Annotated in this window: 17 protein-coding genes and 1 riboswitch; of the genes, 11 read left to right on the top strand and 6 right to left on the bottom strand. The window is 67.9% G+C overall.

The window, feature by feature from the left end; all coding sequences use genetic code 11:
* Nucleotides 1–116: 116 nt before the first annotated feature.
* The 3 genes from gcvH to FHY04_RS15705 all read right to left on the bottom strand — a co-directional run bounded on the left by gcvH (nt 117) and on the right by FHY04_RS15705 (nt 2,852).
* On the bottom strand, nt 117–488 hold the full coding sequence (gcvH, locus tag FHY04_RS15715) for a glycine cleavage system protein GcvH (protein WP_183937103.1): 372 nt from the start codon (nt 486–488) through the stop codon (nt 117–119).
* Between the two features lies 1 nt (nt 489).
* Nucleotides 490–1,737 (bottom strand): glycine cleavage system aminomethyltransferase GcvT, encoded by a 1,248-nt coding sequence (gcvT, locus tag FHY04_RS15710; RefSeq protein WP_183937102.1) that lies wholly within the window; start codon nt 1,735–1,737, stop codon nt 490–492.
* 152 nt (nt 1,738–1,889) lie between these two features.
* Nucleotides 1,890–2,008, bottom strand: a riboswitch (glycine riboswitch).
* 205 nt (nt 2,009–2,213) lie between these two features.
* Nucleotides 2,214–2,852: a hypothetical protein gene (locus FHY04_RS15705; protein WP_234387500.1), complete on the bottom strand. Its 639-nt coding sequence runs from the start codon at nt 2,850–2,852 to the stop codon at nt 2,214–2,216.
* Between the two features lie 176 nt (nt 2,853–3,028).
* Here FHY04_RS15705 and ispH point away from each other — a divergent pair, with 176 nt between their 5' ends.
* Genes ispH through rnhA form a run of 3 tightly spaced genes read left to right on the top strand, consistent with a single transcriptional unit; the run spans nt 3,029 to nt 5,407 of the window.
* Entirely contained in the window at nt 3,029–3,982 is a 954-nt protein-coding gene (gene ispH / locus FHY04_RS15700) for a 4-hydroxy-3-methylbut-2-enyl diphosphate reductase (protein WP_311725166.1), read from the top strand.
* Between the two features lies 1 nt (nt 3,983).
* Complete coding sequence (gene thrB, locus FHY04_RS15695; RefSeq protein ID WP_183937100.1) at nt 3,984–4,934, top strand: homoserine kinase; 951 nt, start codon at nt 3,984–3,986, stop codon at nt 4,932–4,934.
* Nucleotides 4,931–5,407 carry a ribonuclease HI gene (gene rnhA, locus FHY04_RS15690; protein WP_183937099.1) on the top strand — a complete coding sequence of 159 codons (477 nt, stop codon included), beginning with the start codon at nt 4,931–4,933 and terminating at the stop codon, nt 5,405–5,407. The genes thrB and rnhA overlap by 4 nt, the downstream gene beginning before the upstream one ends.
* Here the strand turns inward: rnhA and FHY04_RS15685 are convergent.
* Together FHY04_RS15685 and FHY04_RS15680 are read right to left on the bottom strand one after the other, a co-directional pair.
* On the bottom strand, nt 5,404–6,507 hold the full coding sequence (locus FHY04_RS15685) for an FAD-binding oxidoreductase (RefSeq protein WP_183937098.1): 1,104 nt from the start codon (nt 6,505–6,507) through the stop codon (nt 5,404–5,406). The two genes, rnhA and FHY04_RS15685, sit on opposite strands and share 4 nt — an antisense overlap.
* The gene (locus FHY04_RS15680; RefSeq protein ID WP_183937097.1) at nt 6,504–7,520 is read right to left on the bottom strand and encodes an alpha/beta fold hydrolase; all 1,017 of its coding nucleotides are present in this window, start codon (nt 7,518–7,520) and stop codon (nt 6,504–6,506) included. Before FHY04_RS15680 ends, FHY04_RS15685 begins: the two co-directional genes overlap by 4 nt.
* A gap of 48 nt (nt 7,521–7,568) precedes the next feature.
* Between FHY04_RS15680 and FHY04_RS15675 the strand changes: the two genes are divergently transcribed.
* The 8 genes from FHY04_RS15675 to FHY04_RS15640 are packed head-to-tail and all read left to right on the top strand — an operon-like array spanning nt 7,569 to nt 15,215.
* On the top strand, nt 7,569–8,063 hold the full coding sequence (locus tag FHY04_RS15675; RefSeq protein ID WP_183937096.1) for a prepilin peptidase: 495 nt from the start codon (nt 7,569–7,571) through the stop codon (nt 8,061–8,063).
* Between the two features lie 49 nt (nt 8,064–8,112).
* A complete protein-coding gene (gene cpaB / locus FHY04_RS15670) occupies nt 8,113–9,168 on the top strand; it encodes a Flp pilus assembly protein CpaB (RefSeq protein WP_056674466.1) in 1,056 nt (351 codons plus the stop codon).
* A gap of 1 nt (nt 9,169) precedes the next feature.
* Nucleotides 9,170–10,768, top strand: a complete 1,599-nt coding sequence (locus tag FHY04_RS15665; protein ID WP_260171556.1) for a type II and III secretion system protein family protein — start codon at nt 9,170–9,172, stop codon at nt 10,766–10,768.
* 35 nt (nt 10,769–10,803) lie between these two features.
* Nucleotides 10,804–11,439 carry a CpaD family pilus assembly protein gene (locus FHY04_RS15660; RefSeq protein WP_244180360.1) on the top strand — a complete coding sequence of 212 codons (636 nt, stop codon included), beginning with the start codon at nt 10,804–10,806 and terminating at the stop codon, nt 11,437–11,439.
* Complete coding sequence (locus FHY04_RS15655; RefSeq protein WP_183937095.1) at nt 11,439–12,731, top strand: pilus assembly protein CpaE; 1,293 nt, start codon at nt 11,439–11,441, stop codon at nt 12,729–12,731. Before FHY04_RS15660 ends, FHY04_RS15655 begins: the two co-directional genes overlap by 1 nt.
* 53 nt (nt 12,732–12,784) lie before the next feature.
* Nucleotides 12,785–13,756, top strand: coding sequence for a type II secretion system F family protein (locus FHY04_RS15650; protein ID WP_183937094.1), 972 nt, complete (start codon nt 12,785–12,787; stop codon nt 13,754–13,756).
* Between the two features lie 7 nt (nt 13,757–13,763).
* Nucleotides 13,764–14,759, top strand: coding sequence for a type II secretion system F family protein (locus tag FHY04_RS15645; RefSeq protein WP_166746147.1), 996 nt, complete (start codon nt 13,764–13,766; stop codon nt 14,757–14,759).
* 54 nt (nt 14,760–14,813) lie between these two features.
* Complete coding sequence (locus FHY04_RS15640) at nt 14,814–15,215, top strand: hypothetical protein (protein ID WP_183937093.1); 402 nt, start codon at nt 14,814–14,816, stop codon at nt 15,213–15,215.
* Nucleotides 15,216–15,417: 202 nt separating this feature from the next.
* Here the strand turns inward: FHY04_RS15640 and ppdK are convergent, their stop codons facing one another.
* Nucleotides 15,418–18,081 carry a pyruvate, phosphate dikinase gene (gene ppdK / locus FHY04_RS15635; protein WP_183937092.1) on the bottom strand — a complete coding sequence of 888 codons (2,664 nt, stop codon included), beginning with the start codon at nt 18,079–18,081 and terminating at the stop codon, nt 15,418–15,420.
* Nucleotides 18,082–18,134 lie beyond the last annotated feature (53 nt).

Genomic DNA, 18,134 nt, shown 5'->3' with positions numbered 1-18,134 from the left:
TCTCCTTGCCCCTCCCCTTCAGGGGAGGGGTTGGGGGTGGGGCGTTTCCACAGGCGGCGCGTCTGTCGCACTGCCCCACCCCAACCCCTCCCCTGAAGGGGAGGGGCTTTGACGAATTAAAGCCCTTCGACGAACGCCGCGTAGGCAGCTTCGTCCATCAGGCTGTCGAGCTCGCTCGGATCGCTGAGCGTCAGCTTGAAGAACCAGCCGGCGGCTTCGGCGTCCGAATTCACCAGGCTCGAATCGTCTGCGAGCGCGGCGTTGCCCTCGATGACGGTGCCCGACACCGGCGAATAGACGTCCGACGCGGCCTTGACCGATTCGACGACCGCGGCATCGGCGCCCTTGGCCAGCTGCTTGCCGGCCTCGGGAACCTCGACGAACACGACGTCGCCGAGCTGGCTCTGCGCGTATTCGCTGATGCCGACCGTGCCGACGTCACCGTCGACATCGACCCACTCATGATCCTGCGTAAAATAACGGCTCATATCACTTGGCTCCTGCGCGGACGTAGCGGTGGGGAATGAAGGGCATTGCGGTGACGGTCGCGCTATGGACCTTGCCGCGCTGTGCGATCTCGATGCGGGTGCCCGGCGTCGCCAGCGCGAGCGGCACATAGGCCATCGCGATCGGCTTCCCGAGCGTCGGCGCGAACCCGCCGCTCGTGAGGCGGCCGATCGTCGCGCCGGTGTCGTCGATCACCTCGGACCCCTCGCGTGCGGGCTGGCGGCCCTCGACGATCAGGCCGACGCGCTTGGTGGCGGGGCCATTCTCGCGCTGGGAGAGGATACGCTGGGCGCCGGGGAAGTCGGCGGCCTCACGGCGACGCTTGGACAGCGCAAAGCCGAGATCAGCCATCACCGGCGTAGTCTCGGGATCGAGGTCGTGGCCGTAGAGCGGCAAACCGGCTTCGAGACGCAGCGAATCGCGTGCACCAAGGCCGATCGGCTTGATCTCGGGCAGTGCGAGCAGCGCGTCGGCGAACGCGACGGCATGCTCGGCGGGGATCGAGATCTCGACGCCGTCCTCGCCGGTATAGCCCGATCGGCTGATCCAGAGCGGCACGTCGTTCCAGTGGAACGCGCCCGCGGTCATGAACACGAGGCCGTCGATGCCGGGGACAATCTGAGCAACCGCCGCGACCGCCTTGGGGCCCTGCACTGCGAGCAGCGCCTGATCCTCGAGGATGTTGATCGTGACGTCGTCGGGCAGATGCTCGATCAGATAGCTGACATCGTCATATTTGGTCGCGCCGTTGACGACGACATAGAAGCTGCCGCTCGCGGTCGGCGACGGGTGGAGCGGGTCGTACGCCTCGGGCTCGACGTCCTGCACCGAGAAGGGCGAGGGCTGATCGTCGGGCAGGCGCGTCGCCATCAGGTCGTCGAGGATGCCGCCATCCTGCGCGAGCAGCAGCGAATAGCGCATCTTGCCCTCGCCGAGCCCTGCGATGTCGCCCGGCAGCACGGTTTCGAGCGCGCTCGCGACGCCTTCGCCCGAGAAGACGAGCTGGCCCATATGGCTGACGTCGAACAGGCCGGCCGATTCGCGCGTCCAGGCGTGTTCGGCCATGATGCCGTCATACTGGATCGGCATCTGATAGCCGGCGAACTCGACCATCCGTGCGCCGTTCGCGCGGTGCCACGCGTCGAGCGGCAATGGCAGCACCTCGGGCTCGACGTAATCGTCGGCCTCGTCGATGATGCTCGCATAGTCTCGAATGTCGGCGTCGCTCATGTCGGTCTCCGTCGAAGGGGCGCGCGGCACCCTGTGGTGCTGCGATCCGACCCCCTCTGTCACGGAACCTGAGAGCTTTCACCGCCTGATTGGCGGCTTACCCCTTCGGTGGCCCTCGGCGCGGACGCCAGGACGCTTTCCAGAGTGTCGATCAGCCCCGCGCGGTCTCTGGTGCCTGAGAGATTCCGGGGTGGTTGCTCCTTCGGCGGCTCCCTGCCCCTTTCAGGGCCGATCCTAAAAGGACCAGGAAACGCTCTCCCGCGCGGTGCCATGCCGGTTGCCCGGCATCGACGCGTCAAGCTGTGCCGCGCCGCACAATCTTAGTCAATCGGCGGTTTGGCGTGATCGTCCTTTTGCTGCGATCGCGGCGGCCTCACGCCCCGTCATCCTGACGAAAGTCAGGATCCAGGATCACGGACGGGCCGCAGCTTGGCTCTGGATCCTGACTTTCGTCAGGATGACGGGATGGTGGTGACTCAGCGGGTGGCGTTGTACTTCAGCTGGTCGGCGGTCAGCTGGAACCCGACCAGCGTCTCGAAGCTGGCGCGCAGCACCGCCTGCCGCACCTCGGGCGTGCTCAGCGGATCGACCGCCGCATCCTCGTCGCCTGCCTTGCGCTTGCGCGTCAGCTTCTCGCGCACGTCTGCCGACAGCGTAGCCGCCGCACGCGTGATCGTTGCCGTACCCTGCGCATTCGCCTCCGCCCGCAGCTGGCCTGCGTCGAAGTGCAGCGTCACACGGCCAACGCGCTTGGCAACGACCGCGCTGCCGCCGCGCACCACGGTCACGAAATAGGGCAGCACGACGTCGCGCGCCGCGTCGGCGCGCGCACGCCGCGCCTGGACGGTGAACGTCACGTTCGTCAGGATCGGGTCGTTCGCGTCGACACACGTCGAACGGACATTGGTCATCAGCGCGGTGACGTCGATCGCCGACTGGTCGCGGCTGGTGACGGGGTCGAACACGGTGATGTCCCCGGTCGCGGCGGGCACCGCGACGGTCGGGCACGCGGTGCGGATCGCGGAGATGCCGCCGGTCGCGTCGATCTCTCCCTTGGAAGCGCAACCGCCCAGGGCGAGCGCGAGGATCGAAGCGGCAAGGATGGGGGCTTTCACGGGGACGCGTACCTTCTCGAACGAGCGAAAGGGCCTGCGCAACCGCACCGGCCCCTGTCACCGCGCACCATAGGAACCGGCTTTCGTCCAGGCAAGCAATCGCGTAGAGCCCGACGACTATGAGCATCCCCCCAGAGCCCATCGCAACCCCCGCAACCTCGCTCGCTGAGCCGGCCGTGCGCGGCGACAAACCCGCGCTCGAACTGTTGATCGCGGCGCCGCGCGGCTTCTGCGCCGGCGTCGACCGCGCGATCCGCATCGTCGAACTGGCGATCGAGAAGCACGGCGCGCCGGTCTATGTCCGTCACGAGATCGTCCACAACAAGTTCGTCGTCGACACGCTGAAGGCGCAGGGCGCGGTGTTCGTCGAGGATCTGAGCGAGGTGCCCGACGATGCGCCGGTGGTGTTCTCCGCGCACGGCGTTCCCAAATCGGTGCCGCTCGACGCGCAGGCGCGCGGGCTCGAATATCTCGATGCGACCTGCCCGCTGGTCTCGAAGGTCCATCGCCAGGCCGAGCGGCTGGTCGCGCAGGGGCGGCACATCGTGTTCATCGGCCATGCCGGCCATCCCGAGGTGATCGGCACCTTTGGCCAGGTGCCTGAGGGCGCGATGTCGCTGATCGAAACCGTCGAGGATGCGGAAGTCTTCGCGCCGATCGACCCCGCCAATCTCGCCTTCCTGACGCAGACCACGCTGTCGGTCGACGACACCGCGGCGGTCGTCGCGACGCTGCAGCGACGTTTTCCCGAGATGCTGCCGCCGCGTGGCGAGGACATCTGCTACGCGACCTCGAACCGCCAGGCTGCAGTCAAGGCGATCGCGCATGGGTGTGACGCGATGCTGGTGATCGGCGCGCCCAATTCGTCCAATTCGGTGCGGCTGGTCGAGGTCGCGCAGCGCGAGGGCACGCCCGCGATGCTGATCCAGCGCGCCAGCGAACTTGACTGGGAGTTCCTCGCTGGAGTCGGCACGCTCGGCATCACCGCAGGTGCGTCCGCGCCCGAGCTGCTCGTCCGCGAACTCGTCACGCGCCTCGCTGAGCGGTTCGAGGTGTCCGAGCGCGAGGTCGAGACGACGCGCGAGACGATCGCCTTCAAGCTGCCCCGCGGGCTCGAAGCCGCCGCCTAGCATGGCGGTCTATACGCAGGTCTCGGCCGAGGCGCTTGGAACGTTCCTCGCGCGGTACGACCAGGGTGCGCTGGTCTCTGCCAAGGGAATCGCCGAGGGGGTGCAGAACAGCAACTACCTCGTCGAGACCACCGCGGACCGCTTCATCCTAACGCTGTACGAGGAATGGACGTCGACCGACGACCTGCCCTTCTTCCTTACGATGCTCGATCATCTGGCCGCGGCGGGCAATCCGGTGCCGCGCGCGCTGCCCGATCGCGACGGTCTCGCGATCCAGCAACTCGCCGGGCGCTCCGCCTGTCTGATCGAGTTCCTGACCGGCGTGTCGGTGTCGCACCCCACCCCCGCACAGGCACGGGCGGCCGGCGCGGCGATGGGTCAGCTCCATGCCGGGCTGGCGGACTTCGCACCGACCCGCGCCAACCCGCTGGGCGCCGACACTTGGCGCCCGCTGCTCGAGCGGTGCGGTGCTGGGATCGACACGATCGAGCCCGGGCTGTTCGCGCGGATCGAGGCAGCGCTGGCGCGGGTGCTCGCCCAGTGGCCGCGCGACCTGCCGGTGGCGGCGATCCATACGGACCTGTTCCCGGACAATGTCCTGATGCTCGGCGACCGCGTGACCGGGGTGATCGACTTCTATTTCGCCTGCACCGACATCCGCGCCTATGATCTGGCAGTGATGCACAGCGCCTGGGCGTTCGACGCGACCGGCGAGCGTTACGATCCCGCGATCGGCGCGGCGCTGATCGAGGGCTATGAAAGCCGGTTCGCGCTGTCCGAGGCCGAGCGCGCCGCGCTGCCGATCCTCGCGCAGGGCGCCTGCCTGCGCTTCCTGCTGACGCGCGCCTGGGATTGGGTCAACACGCCGGCCGATGCGCTGGTGACGCGCAAGGATCCGCTCGCCTATTGGCGGCGGCTCGAAGCCTATCTCAAGGACGACCTGTTCGCATGACCGACGACGCTGCCGCGACAACGATGACCAAGGTCGAGATCTATACCGATGGCGCCTGCAAGGGGAATCCGGGACCGGGCGGCTGGGGCGCGGTGATCCGGATGGGCGCGCACGAGAAGGAATTGTCGGGCGGCGAGCCGCAGACGACCAACAACCGGATGGAGATGACCGCGGCGATCGAGGCGCTCAACATCCTCACCCGGCCCTGCGCGGTAACGCTCTACACCGACAGCAAATATGTGATGGATGGCCTGACCAAATGGGTGAAGGGCTGGCAGCGCAACGGCTGGAGGACTGCGGACAAGAAGCCGGTGAAGAATGCCGAGCTGTGGCACGCGCTGCTCGCCGCGGTCGCGCGGCACAAGATCGAGTGGCAATGGGTCAAGGGCCATGCCGGCCACCCCGAGAACGAACGCGCCGATACGCTGGCCAGCAACGCCGCGATCGCCGCTATGGCGTCGGGCCGTCGCTAGGCTAACACGCAGCGGCCTGAAAAGCGACGGGATGAATAGCGACGTGGATCGATCCCCGCCACCGCAGGATCTGGCGACGTCCCGAGCAACAGCGCGGCGGCAAGACGCGCCGCCGCCGGTGCGGTCTGGATGCCGAAACCGCCCTGCCCCGCGCACCAGAAGAAGCCGGGTTCGCTCGGGTCGAAGCCATAGACCGGCAGCCGGTCGGGCGCGAAGGTTCGCAGGCCCGCCCAGCGGCGTTCGACCTGCGTGACCTGCCAGTCGACCGCCTGTTCGAGCCGGTCGATCGCGATCGCGACGTCGATCTCCTCGGGCGCGGCATCACAGGGATCGGTCGGCGTCTCGTCATGCGGGCTCAGCCAGAGGCGCCCGCCGGGCTCGGGCTTGAAATAGAAGCCGCCTGAAATGTCGGCAACATGCGGCATGCCCGCCGCGGCTGCGGGATCGGTCCGCAGCTGGACCATCGTCCGCCGGTAGGGCTGAAGTCCGATCGGTGCCACGCCCGCGCGCTGCGCGACGGTATCGGCCCAGGCCCCCGCCGCATTGACCAGTACCGCGGCGCGAAACGTCCCCGCGGGCGTCTCGATGCTCCACTGGCCCGAGTCGCGCCAGGCGGCTTGCAGTGCGGCGCCGGTCACGAGATCCGCCCCGCCCCGCCGCGCGGTCGCCAGGTCGTGCGCGTGCAGCCCGGCGACGTCGATATAGGCGCAACTCGGCTCGTGCACGCCCAGCGTCCAGTCGGGGCGCAGCCCGGGGAGGAACGCCGCCGGATCGACCCGGTCGAGCTGCACGTCGCTGTCGGAGAACTCGGCAAGAAACCGGTCGATCGCGGGCGCGTCCTGCGCACGGCCGATATGCAGCGATCCCAGCGGCTGGAGATGCCCCCCGGCCCTGAGCACCGGCCCCGAGGCGGTCGTCAGCGGCTGGATGTCGGGGCCACCATAGGTTTCCGACCAGAAGGCCGCGGACCGCCCCGTCGCGTGGTAGCCCGGCATATCCTCCGCCTCGAGCAGCAGCACGCGCGCATGCGGCGCTAGTAGCGCGGCGAGGCTGACCCCGGCCATTCCCGCGCCGACGATCGCGACGTCGTAGACGCTCATCGGCGCGGCACCGTGTCGTCGAGAAACGCGTCGAGCGCGGCCAGCGCACGGTCACGTACGGCATCCGATTCGCGCAGAATCTCATGCGCCGATTCAGGACCGAACCGCACCAGCCGCGCGTCGCGCAACCGCTCGACGATCCGGACCGCCGCATGCGGATCGACCAGCTTGTCGGCATCCGCGAGCAGCATCAGCACCGGCGTCGCGATCGTCTCGACGCGCGGATCACAGGCAAGCGCCGCTGACCCGGCAAATGCTTCGGACAGCCAGGTCCAGCTCGGCGGACCGAGCTGCAGGTCGGGCTGCGCCTCGTGCCACCAGCGTTCGTCGTGATAGCGGTCGGCGTCGTGAGTGAGCAGACGCTGGCGCGAGGCGACGGGCCCGGGCCGCTCGTTCTGGCGCCAGGCCGCGCGGATCGGCGCACGCCGCGCCATGTAGCGCGCGATCCGGCCGCTCAGCCGCGCGCCGAGGGGAGAGCGAAGGCCCAGCATCGGTGCGACAAGGATCGCCGCCGCCGGGTCGATCGTCCCCGCCGTCAGCGCGCGCATCACCATCAGCCCACCCATCGAATGGCCAAGGATCGCTGTCGGAATGCCGCTATCCCCTTCGCCGCGCCACTGCTGCCAGAAGCCGGCGAGATCGGCATCGTAGGTCGCGAAGTCGTCGACATGGCCGACATAGGGGTCGGGGGACAGCCGCCCCGACCCGCCCTGCCCGCGCCAGTCGAGCGAGGTCACCGACCAGCCGACGCTGCGCAGATGTGCGATCGTCTCGAGATATTTCTCGAAACTGTCGCCGCGACCGGCCTGGAAGAGGAAACGTCCGCGCGGGTTCGGTGCCGGCCAGTCGAACCGCCTCAGGCTCCAGCCGTCTGGTGCGACCCAGCGACTGACGCGGGCATCGTCGGGAATCGCGCGCCGACTCGCGGCTGGCACGATCGGTGCGACGGTGGTGCGGGCATGCGGACGGGCCGGACCGGAGGCGGGCCCGGAGGTCGGATCAAAATCGAACATCGGCGACACAGTTACTTTTTCGAAAGCCATACCCGCTAAATGTAGTGCATGGGGTCGACGTTTACTCTTCCAATTCTACTTTTTCTGCTCGCCGGGCTGCTCGTCCTCGCTGCGATCGAGGACGCACGGACGCGGGAGATCGCCAATGCGAAGACCGCCGCGATCGTGCTGCTCGCGCCATTATGGTGGTGGGCCAACGGCCTGTCGCCCTGGCCCGACATGGCGATCCAGATCGGCATCGCCGCGGCGGTCTTCGCGCTGTTCTGCATCGCCTTTCATTTCGGGCTGATGGGCGGCGGCGACGTCAAGCTGATCGTCGCGCTATCGCTGTGGCTGCCGTTCGGCGCGTTCATGGCGATGCTGATGGTGATGTCGATCGCGGGCGGCGTGCTGACCGCGGGGATGCTGATCGCAAGGAAGCTGGCCATGCGGGGCGCCGATTCGGGCGTCGAAAACGCCGCGATCGAGGTGCCCTACGGCATCGCGATCGCCTTTGCAGGGCTCGTCGCGGTCCACGAACCACTCCTTAACTCCCTGCGGTAGATACTTAATGTTCGATCAATCACACGGCGCCCGAAAGGCACGATGAGTCATGGATAGTCGCAAGCTCATATTGCTGGTCGGTGCGTTGATCGTGGCGGCGGTCACGGCCTTCTTCGCCCGCACGCTGATCGCGGGCAGCGCAGCCCCGCAGGCGACCGCGGTGGCGATGCAGCCCGCCGTGATCGACGGCCCGGAAGTGCTGGTCGCAACTCGCGCGCTGCCGGTCGGCACGATCCTCGACGCGACCGCATTGAAGTTCCAGCCCTGGCCCAAGGAGCTGGTCGACAACGCCTATTACCTGAAGGACAAGACCGACCTGAAGGCGCTGCAGGGCACCGTGGTGCGCAACATGATCACCGCGGGTCAGCCGGTGACGCAGGGCGCGCTGGTCAAGCCCGGCGACCGCGGCTTCCTCGCGGCCGCGCTCGGGCCCGGCATGCGCGCGGTGACCGTCCCCGTCTCGGAACAGGCATCGGTCGCGGGCTTCGTGTTCCCGGGCGATCGGATCGATCTGGTGCTGACCCAGGCGGTGGCGGGGGGCGGCGACGGTGATCCGCTGAAGGTGTCGGAGACGATCATGCGCAATGTGCGCGTGCTCGCGACCGATCAGCGCACCGACAACAAGGTCGGCGACGACGGCAAGACCGTCGTCAGCACCTTCTCGACGGTCACGGTCGAGACGACGCCCAAGATGGCCGAGGAGATCGCGGTCGCGCAGACGGTGGGCACGCTGTCGCTGTCGCTGCGTTCGATCGCGGACAATGCGGGCGAACTCGAGGACGCGATCGCGTCGGGCAGCGTGAGCGTGCCCGCGGGGTCGGATCCCAGGGCGGAGCGCGCGATGCTGCTGCGTCTCGCGAGCCAGCCCTCGTCGGGTGCGAGCAGCTACGTCACCGGCGCGGACGTGTCGCGCTACCAGCGCAGCACCGTGCCGGGCAAGGCGGTCGCATCCGGCGGTCCGGGCGGCTCGGCACAGATGATGATGCCGGCTGGCGGACCCGGCGGCGCGCCGGCCGGAGCCCCTTCGGGCGCGATCGCGTCGGGCCCGGTCGTCCGGGTCGCCCGCGGCAACAGCATGACCATCGTTCCGGTGGGGGGGAAGTAAGATGCGTACGAGCATGACAGGGATGCGGGCGTCGCTCGGCTGGTCGTTCGCCGCGGTGCTCGCCGCGGCAGGCACCGCGCCCTCCGCGCCGGCCATCGCCCAGGCGCAGGTCTCGGCCGCTCCCGCCGGGCTGGTTCAGGTCAATACCGGGCGTGGCCGGCTGGTGACGCTGTCGCGGCCGATGAGCGACCTGTTCGTCGCCGACGACACGATCGCGGACGTCCAAGTCCGCTCGCCGACGCAGCTCTACATCTTCGGCAAGAAGACCGGCGAGACGACGATCTCGGCGACGGCCAAGGGCGGCGCGATAGTTTACAGCTCGACCGTCCGGGTCGGCAACAATCTCGATTCGATCCAGCAGATGCTCGGGCTGGCGATGCCCGAGGCGCAGGTCGTCGCGACGCCGATGAACGGGCTCGTCCTGCTCACCGGCACGGTCGCCGCGCCCGAGGATGCAGCGGAGGCCGAACGGCTGGTCCAGGCGTTCGTCGGCGATGCGACCAAGGTCCTGTCGCGGCTCAAGACCGCGACGCCGCTCCAGGTCAATCTGCAGGTCCGCGTCGCCGAGGTTTCGCGCAGCTTCGTCAAGACGATCGGCGTCAACCTGACCAGCCGCGGATCGGGCAATTTCCTGTTCAACATCGCGCAGGGGCGGCAGGGCACGATCACGACGGTCCCCGGAGTCGTCGGGGTGCCCGGCACGGCGATCGACGCGAATGGCGCGCTGCCCGGCAACACGCTGTTCGGCTTCCCCGCCAAATCCACCACCGGCTCAACGATCGGGATGGCCGGGCGCCTGCTTGGGCTCGACCTGCTCGCGGCGATCGACTTGGGCGAACAGACGGGACAGGTCTCCACGCTCGCCAACCCGAACCTCACCGCGCTGTCGGGCGAGACCGGGACGTTCCTCGCGGGCGGTGAAGTGCCGATCCCGATCGCTCAGGCGCTGGGCACGGTGTCGGTCGAGTACAAGCAATATGGCGTCAGCTTGGCCTACACCCCGACCGTACTCTCTGACGGCCGCATCTCGCTGCGCGTCCGCCCGGAGGTCTCGCAGCTCGATTACTCCAACGCGGTCACGCTGAACGGCACACGGGTGCCGGGGCTGACGACGCGGCGGACCGAGACGACGGTCGAGCTCGGCTCGGGCCAGAGCATGATGATCAGCGGGCTGCTGTCGAACAACCACAACAACACCTACGACAAGACGCCGGGGCTCGCGAGCCTGCCGATCATCGGCGCGCTGTTCCGGTCGAACAGCTTCCAGCGCAACGAGACCGAACTGGTGGTGATCATCACCCCCTATCTGGTCAAGCCGGTCAACAACCCGGCCGACATCGCGCTGCCCACCGACGGCTACAAGGCACCGACCGATGCCGGCCGGGTCCTGCTCGGCGATCTCGGCGGCGGAACGACGGGCGGGCGCCGGCCGGTGCCGAGCGTCGCGCCGATGGGCTATGCCAACCCCGCGATCGGCGCTGCCGCCCCGGTCGGCCCCGTCCCGACCCGCGACCCACAGCAGCCGGCCATCAAGACGGGCACCAAGCCGAACACGAAGACGAGCAAGGGCGCCGCACCGATGCCCGGCTTCTCCAACTGATCCCGCGCCGCGCCATGTTTCAAGGACTTCGCACGATGACGAAACACCCGATCCTGCTGCTATCGCTCGGATCCGCGCTGCTGCTCGGCGGCTGTATGGGGACCGAGAATCGCGGTCTCGAATCGGTTCACCAGCCGGTCGTGAGCCGCGCCAATTATGCGCTCGACCTCGGCACCGCCGGCGGCACGCTGGCGCAGGGCGAGGCGCGGCGGCTGGCGGGCTGGATGACGACGATGCGGGTCGGCTATGGCGACCGCGTCGCGATCGACGATCCCGCGGGCCAAGCACCGATGGCGCGCGCCGAGATCGCCGACGTCGTCGCGGGCTATGGCCTGTTGCTGTCCCCCGACACCCCGGTCACGCAGGCGCCGGTCAGCCCCGGTGCGATCCGGATCGTCGTCACGCGGATGCGCGCCGATGTCCCCGGCTGCCCCGACTGGTCGCGCGACGCGAGCATCGACATCGCCAGCCACACCTCGTCCAACTATGGGTGCGCGATGAACCGCAACCTCGCGGCGATGGTCGCGCGGCCCGAGGATCTGGTCCGCGGTTCCGGCGACACCGAGACCTATGACCCGGCCTCCTCGTTCAAGGCGATCGACGTGTATCGCCGCGCGGTGCCGACCGGCGCAAACAACGCGCTGCGGTCCGAAACCACAGGGGGCAAGTGATGAACGCACCCTGGAAGCCCGCTGGCATCGCGCACCGCGAACCCTTCGCCGCCTATGTCTGCGACGAGGCGACCGCCGAGGCGCTGCGCCCGATCGCGGCCGAACTCGGCTGGTCGGTCGACAAGGTCAGCAAGGGCGGTCTGCGCAACGCGATCCAGTCGTTGTCGGTGTCCGCGAGCCCGCAGATCCTGTTCGTCGATCTCGCCGAATCGGGCGATCCGCTCAACGACATCAACGCGCTGGCTGAAGTGTGCGAGCCCGGCACGGTGGTGATCGCGGCGGGCCAGGTGAACGATGTCCGGCTCTACCGCGATCTCGTCGCCAGCGGGATCCAGGACTATCTGCTCAAGCCGCTGCATCCCGACATGCTGCGCGAGGCGTTCGGCCATGCGCAGGCGATGCTCAGCGCACCCAAGCATGTCGAACATGCCCCGGCGCGTCCGCAATGCTCGATCGCGATCATCGGCACGCGCGGCGGCGTCGGCGCATCGACGATCGCGACGTCGGTCGCCTGGCTGATCGCGGAGAAGGAACAGCGCGCGACTGGACTGCTCGATCTCGACGTGCATTTCGGCACCGGCGCGCTGTCGCTCGATCTCGAGCCGGGCCGCGGGCTGACCGATGCGATCGAAAATCCGAGCCGGATCGACGGGCTGTTCATCGAGCGCGCGATGGTCAAGGCGTCGGAGAAGCTGTCGGTGCTGAGCGCGGAGGCGCCGATCAACGCGCCGCTGATGACCGACGGCGCCGCCTTCTACCAGCTGCAGGAGGAGATGTGTGCGGCGTTCGACTGCACCATCGTCGACCTGCCGCGCGGCATGCTGGTCCAGCATCCGCATCTGATCAGCGAAGTCCACCTCGCGGTGCTCGTCACCGACCTGACGCTGGCGGCGGCACGCGACACGATCCGCCTGCTGTCGTGGATGAAGTCCAACGCGCCTAAGACCCGGGTGCTCGTGCTCGCCAACCGGATGCATGCCGGCGGTCAGCTCGAGATCAGCCGCAAGGATTTCGAGGGCTCGATCGAGCGGCGGATCGATCATGTCGTGGTGTTCGACCAGAAGCTCGCGGCGCAGGCCGCCAAGCTCGGCAAGCCGATCGTCGAGGCCGGCAAGACGTCGAAGACGATCGTGCCGATCGTCGCGCTCGTCACCGAACTGATGGTCGCGGTCGATGCCACCGGTACGGAGGCTGCGAGCGCCAAGACGCCCCGCCGGTCGGGCGGCGTCTCGCTGCTCGGCAAGTTCAGCGACCTGAAGGGGCTGATGGCCAAGCGGGCGACCAAGTCGTGACGCCGCACGGGTCGCGGATGCGCGCCGATCGGGCGCAGAGGGCCTAGGCGACGATGGACATGCTTCCCGTCATCATGGTCGCGCTGGGCGGCTGCACCGTGCTCGGCCTGCTGCTGTACGCCTTCGCCGGCCCCTCCGCGGGACGCGCGCAGACGCGCCGGGTCGCGTCGCTGCGCATGCGCCACGGCGACGGCGTCGCCATGCCCGAGGCACAGATGCGGCGGATCGCGATGGCGGGCGACACGCGGATGGATCTGGCGGTCGGGCGGTTCCTGCCCAACCGTGCCGAGCTTGCCAAGCGGCTGGCGATGACCGGCAAGGACTGGACCGTCGGCCAATATGGCATGGCGAGCGCCGGCCTCACCTTGGTCGTCGCGTTCCTGATGCTGGTGCGCGGCATGCCGATCTTCCTCGCGCTGTTCGTCGGCCTGTTCGTCGGCATCGGCATCCCGCATCTGGTGGTCGGCAAGGTCCTCAAGCGCCGGGTGGCCAAGTTCACGCAGAAGTTTCCCGACGCCATCGAGCTGCTGGTACGCGGCTTGCGCTCCGGTCTGCCGATCAGCGAGACGATCGGCGTCGTCGGCGCCGAGGTCGATGGTCCGGTCGGCGAGGAATTCCGATCGGTCAGCGACAAGATGAAGATCGGCCGGACGATGGACGTCGCGCTGCAGGAGACCGCGGACCGGCTCGGCACGCCCGAATTCCAGTTCTTCGTCATCACCATCGCGATCCAGCGCGAGACCGGCGGCAATCTGGCCGAGACGCTCGCCAACCTCGCCCACGTGTTGCGCATGCGCGCGCAGATGAAGCTGAAGATCAAGGCGATGTCGTCCGAATCCAAGGCATCGGCCTATATCATCGGCGCGCTGCCGTTCATCGTGTTCGGGCTGATCTGGTTCATCAACGGGACGTACATGCAGAAGTTCTTCATCGACGAACGGCTGATGGTGATCGGCATGGGCGGGCTGTGCTGGATGGCGATCGGGTCGTTCATCATGTCCAAGATGATCAGCTTCGAGATTTAGGAGCAGGATGATGGGTGAGACCGCCGGACCTATGCTGCTCGGATTCGACGTCCTGTGGGTCGCGACGATCCTGTCGGGAGTCGCCGCCTTCGCGGTGATGGTGGCGATCTATGCCGCCACCACGGTCAGCGATCCGATGGCCAAGCGGGTCAAGGCGCTCAACGATCGTCGTGAACAGTTGAAAGCGGGCATCACGGCGTCGACCAAGCGGCGCGCCAAGCTCGTGCAGCGCCACGATGCCGCCGACCGTATGCGCGGCTGGCTGTCGTCGATGAAGGTCCTGCAGGACAGCCAAGTCAAGGCGGTCCAGGTCAAGCTGGCGCAAGCGGGAATCCGGTCGAAGGAATGGGCGCCCGCGGTGATCTTCGGGCGGCTCGTCCTGCCGATCGTGATCGGCGGCGCAATGGTCATCTGGGTCTATGGCACGGACGGCTTCGCGACGTGGAGCCCGCTCAAGAAATACGGTCTCGTCGCGGTCAGCTTCATCCTCAGCTACAAGGCCCCCGACCTGTATCTCGACAACAAGATCACCAAGCGCACCGATGCGATCCGCAAGGGCCTGCCCGACGCGCTCGACCTGCTGGTGATCTGTGCGGAGGCGGGTCTGACGATCGATGCGGCGTTCCACCGCGTTGCGCGCGAACTCGGCCGCGCCTATCCCGAACTGGGCGAGGAATTCACGCTGACCGCGATCGAACTGGGCTTCCTCACCGACCGGCGCAGCGCGTTCGAGAATCTGGCCGGCCGCGTGAAGCTCGACGCGGTGAAGGGTGTCGTCACGACGATGGTCCAGACCGAGAAATACGGCACGCCGCTCGCCTCGGCACTCCGCGTGCTGTCGAACGAGTTTCGCAACGAACGGATGATGCGTGCCGAGGAAAAGGCCGCGCGGCTGCCGGCGATCATGACCGTGCCGCTGATCCTGTTCATCCTGCCCGTGCTGTTCGTCGTCATCCTCGGGCCGGCGGCCTGTTCGATCTCGGATGCGTTGCTCAAGAGCTGAGGCAACCCCAGCCGCAGCGGTTCGTTGAGCCCCCGTAACAGGAGGGTTTTCACGATGCCGTTGTTTTCCACACCGACGCAGTTCGCCGCACTGGGGCTGGTCCTGATCGCGGGCTGGCTGCTGGGCCTCGCCAGCCATCCCGGCGGCAAGAAGTGGAAGGCGCGCTATCTTGCCGAGCGCGATGCGCATGGCGCGACCCGTAAGGAGACCGACATGCGCGCGAGTGCCGCCGAACAGCGTGCGGTCGAGGCCGAGCATGAGAATGCGCGATTGGTGAAGGCGGCGGCGGCAGCTCCGGTGGCGGCACCAGTGGCAGCGCCCGTCGCGCGGACGACGGCGACGCCCGTATCGCGGGACCGGGATGTGGCCTATTCGGACGGCTATGCAACGGGCCGACCGGGCTATGCAAGCGACGGCACCAAGCGCGGCTGGTTCGACTTCAACCAGCGTCGGTGAGGGTTCGGGGGGCGTTGTTCCCCCACTGCTTGTTCTCCCGCGAAGGCGGGAGCCCAGTCTGGATCCCCGCCTTCGCGGGGAAACACTCTTTGCACTACCCCGGCGGAGGCCGGGGCCCAGTTGGGGATGTTTGGTAACTGTGGACGGTCCCTAGTTACTCTGGACATTCCACCTGGGCCCCGGCCTTCGCCGGGGTGGTTATTTATTCCTTGTTCAGCGCCGCCTGCGCCGCAGCGAGACGCGCGATCGGCACGCGGTACGGGCTTGCCGAGACGTAATCGAGCCCGACCTTCTCGCAGAACGCGATGCTGGCCGGATCACCGCCATGCTCGCCGCAGATGCCGAGCTTGATGCCCGAACGCGTCTTGCGGCCACGCTCTGCGGCGATCTCGATCAGCTCGCCCACGCCCTCGACGTCGATGCTGACGAACGGGTCCTTCGCATAGATGCCCTGCTCGACATAGGCGCCGAGGAACCGCGCCGCGTCGTCGCGGCTGACGCCCAGAGTCGTCTGCGTCAGGTCGTTGGTGCCGAACGAGAAGAATTCGCCGACTTCCGCGATCTCCCCTGCCCGCAGCGCGGCGCGGGGCAGCTCGATCATCGTGCCGACCAGATATTCGATCGTCCGGCCCTTGTCGGCGAAAACCGCCTGCGCGGCCTTGTCGACGACCGCCTTCATCAGCTCCAGCTCGCGGCGGGTCGCCACCAGCGGGATCATGACCTCGGGGATCGGGGCCGCGCCAGACTTCTCCGCGACGTCGACCGCCGCCTCGAAGATCGCACGCGCCTGCATCTCGTAGATCTCGGGATAGGTCACGCCGAGACGGCAACCGCGATGGCCGAGCATCGGGTTGAACTCGTGCAGCTCGGCCGCGCGACGCTTGAGCGTGTCGACGTCGATGCCCGCCGCGGTTGCGACCTCGGCGAACTCCGACTCCTCGTGCGGCAGGAATTCGTGGAGCGGCGGATCGAGCAGACGGATCGTCACCGGCAGCCCGGCCATCACCTCGAGGATCTCGGTGAAGTCCTTGCGCTGTTCGGGCAGCAGCTTCTCGAGCGCGGCGCGGCGACCCTTCTCGTCGCTCGCCAAAATCATCTGGCGGACGTTGGTGATGCGGCTGCTCTCGAAGAACATGTGCTCGGTGCGGCACAGCCCGACGCCTTCCGCGCCGAACTCGCGCGCGACCCGGCAATCCTCGGGCGTCTCGGCATTGGCGCGCACTTTGAGGCGACGAACCTCGTCCGCCCAGGTCATCAGCGTGCCGAAATCACCCGACAGCTCGGGCTGCACGGTCGCGACCGCGCCGATCATCACCTCGCCGGTGCTGCCGTCGATCGTGAGCAGGTCGCCCTCCTTCACCTCGCGGCCGCCGCAGCGCATGATCTTCGCCTTGGTGTCGATCGACAGCGTCCCCGCGCCCGAGACGCACGGGCGCCCCATGCCGCGTGCGACGACCGCCGCATGGCTGGTCATCCCGCCGCGTGCGGTCAGGATGCCGCGCGCGGCGTGCATCCCGTGAATGTCGTCGGGCGAGGTCTCGGTCCGGACGAGGATCACCGCGACGCCGTCGGCGGCCTTCTTCTCCGCCGCATCGGCATCGAACACCACCGCGCCCGAGGCGGCGCCCGGCGAGGCGGGAAGCCCCTTGGTCAGCACGTCGCGCTTGGCATTGGGATCGAGCGTCGGGTGGAGCAGCTGGTCGAGCGCCATCGGCTCGACGCGCAGGATCGCCTCCTCGCGCGTGATCAGCCCCTCATTCGCCATGTCGACCGCGATCTTGAGCGCAGCCTTGGCGGTCCGCTTGCCCGCGCGCGTCTGGAGCATCCAGAGCTTGGTCTTCTCGACCGTGAACTCGATGTCCTGCATGTCGCGGTAATGGTTTTCGAGCTTGTCGAACACCCCCGCGAGCTGGCCGTACACCTCGGGCATCGCCTCTTCCATCGAGGCGGCCTTGGCGCCGGCATCCTCGCGCGCGACCTTGGTCAGATATTGCGGGGTGCGGATGCCCGCGACGACGTCCTCGCCCTGCGCATTGATCAGGAATTCACCGTAATATGCGCGGTCGCCCTTCGACGGATCGCGCGTGAACGCGACGCCGGTCGCCGAGGTGTCGCCCATGTTGCCGAACACCATCGCCTGGATGTTGACCGCGGTGCCCCAGCTGGCGGGAATGTCGTTGAGCCGGCGATAGACCTTCGCGCGCTCCGACTGCCACGAGCCGAACACCGCGCCGACCGCGCCCCAGAGCTGGTCGTGGACGTCCTGCGGGAAGGGCTTGCCCCAGAGCTTTTCGACGAGGCCCTTATATTCGGTCACCAGCGTGCGCAGGTCGTCCGCGCTCAGCTCGGTGTCGAGCGTGAAGCCCTGATCTTCCTTGGCGATTTCGAGCGCTTCCTCGAACGCGCCGTGATCAAGCTCGAGGACGACGTCGGCGTACATCTGGATGAAGCGGCGATAGCTGTCCCACGCAAAGCGCGCGTCCTCGGACTTGGCGGCGAGGCCCTCGACCGTCTCGTCGTTGAGCCCGAGGTTGAGGACGGTGTCCATCATCCCCGGCATCGACGCGCGGGCGCCCGAGCGGACCGAAACGAGCAGCGGGTCGGCGGCGTCGCCGAACACCTTGCCGGTCACGCCCTCGATATGTGCGAGGCCGGTCGCGACCTCGTCGCGCAGGCCCTGCGGGAACTGGCCGCCCTCGTCATAATAGACCGCGCAGAAATCGGTCGAGATCGTGAAGCCCGGCGGCACCGGCAGGCCGATCGACGCCATCTCGGCAAGGTTCGCGCCCTTGCCGCCGAGCAGGTTCTTGTCGCCCTTGCCGCCGTCCGAAACACCGCCGCCGAAACGGTACACATATTGGGTCATCGCAGGTCCTCTAGGTGTTGTTGCGCGCAAGGCGGCAGAGATTGTCTTTGCAA

The organism is Sphingomonas sp. BK481 (genome assembly GCF_014194875.1).
Lineage (GTDB): Bacteria > Pseudomonadota > Alphaproteobacteria > Sphingomonadales > Sphingomonadaceae > Sphingomonas > Sphingomonas aerolata.
Note: the sequence above shows the minus strand (reverse complement) of the source record. Positions and strands in the feature narration are given on the sequence as shown.

Excerpts from the sequence above, each read along its gene's own strand:
- gcvH (WP_183937103.1), bottom strand. The coding sequence starts at position 488 with ATGAGCCGTTATTTTACGCAGGATCATGAGTGGGTCGATGTCGACGGT.
- gcvT (WP_183937102.1), bottom strand. The coding sequence starts at position 1,737 with ATGAGCGACGCCGACATTCGAGACTATGCGAGCATCATCGACGAGGCC.
- thrB (WP_183937100.1), top strand. The coding sequence starts at position 3,984 with ATGGCGGTCTATACGCAGGTCTCGGCCGAGGCGCTTGGAACGTTCCTC.
- rnhA (WP_183937099.1), top strand. The coding sequence starts at position 4,931 with ATGACCGACGACGCTGCCGCGACAACGATGACCAAGGTCGAGATCTAT.
- FHY04_RS15685 (WP_183937098.1), bottom strand. The coding sequence starts at position 6,507 with ATGAGCGTCTACGACGTCGCGATCGTCGGCGCGGGAATGGCCGGGGTC.
- FHY04_RS15680 (WP_183937097.1), bottom strand. The coding sequence starts at position 7,520 with ATGTTCGATTTTGATCCGACCTCCGGGCCCGCCTCCGGTCCGGCCCGT.
- FHY04_RS15675 (WP_183937096.1), top strand. The coding sequence starts at position 7,569 with ATGGGGTCGACGTTTACTCTTCCAATTCTACTTTTTCTGCTCGCCGGG.
- cpaB (WP_056674466.1), top strand. The coding sequence starts at position 8,113 with ATGGATAGTCGCAAGCTCATATTGCTGGTCGGTGCGTTGATCGTGGCG.
- FHY04_RS15665 (WP_260171556.1), top strand. The coding sequence starts at position 9,170 with ATGCGTACGAGCATGACAGGGATGCGGGCGTCGCTCGGCTGGTCGTTC.
- FHY04_RS15660 (WP_244180360.1), top strand. The coding sequence starts at position 10,804 with ATGACGAAACACCCGATCCTGCTGCTATCGCTCGGATCCGCGCTGCTG.
- FHY04_RS15655 (WP_183937095.1), top strand. The coding sequence starts at position 11,439 with ATGAACGCACCCTGGAAGCCCGCTGGCATCGCGCACCGCGAACCCTTC.
- FHY04_RS15650 (WP_183937094.1), top strand. The coding sequence starts at position 12,785 with ATGGACATGCTTCCCGTCATCATGGTCGCGCTGGGCGGCTGCACCGTG.
- FHY04_RS15645 (WP_166746147.1), top strand. The coding sequence starts at position 13,764 with ATGATGGGTGAGACCGCCGGACCTATGCTGCTCGGATTCGACGTCCTG.
- FHY04_RS15640 (WP_183937093.1), top strand. The coding sequence starts at position 14,814 with ATGCCGTTGTTTTCCACACCGACGCAGTTCGCCGCACTGGGGCTGGTC.
- ppdK (WP_183937092.1), bottom strand. The coding sequence starts at position 18,081 with ATGACCCAATATGTGTACCGTTTCGGCGGCGGTGTTTCGGACGGCGGC.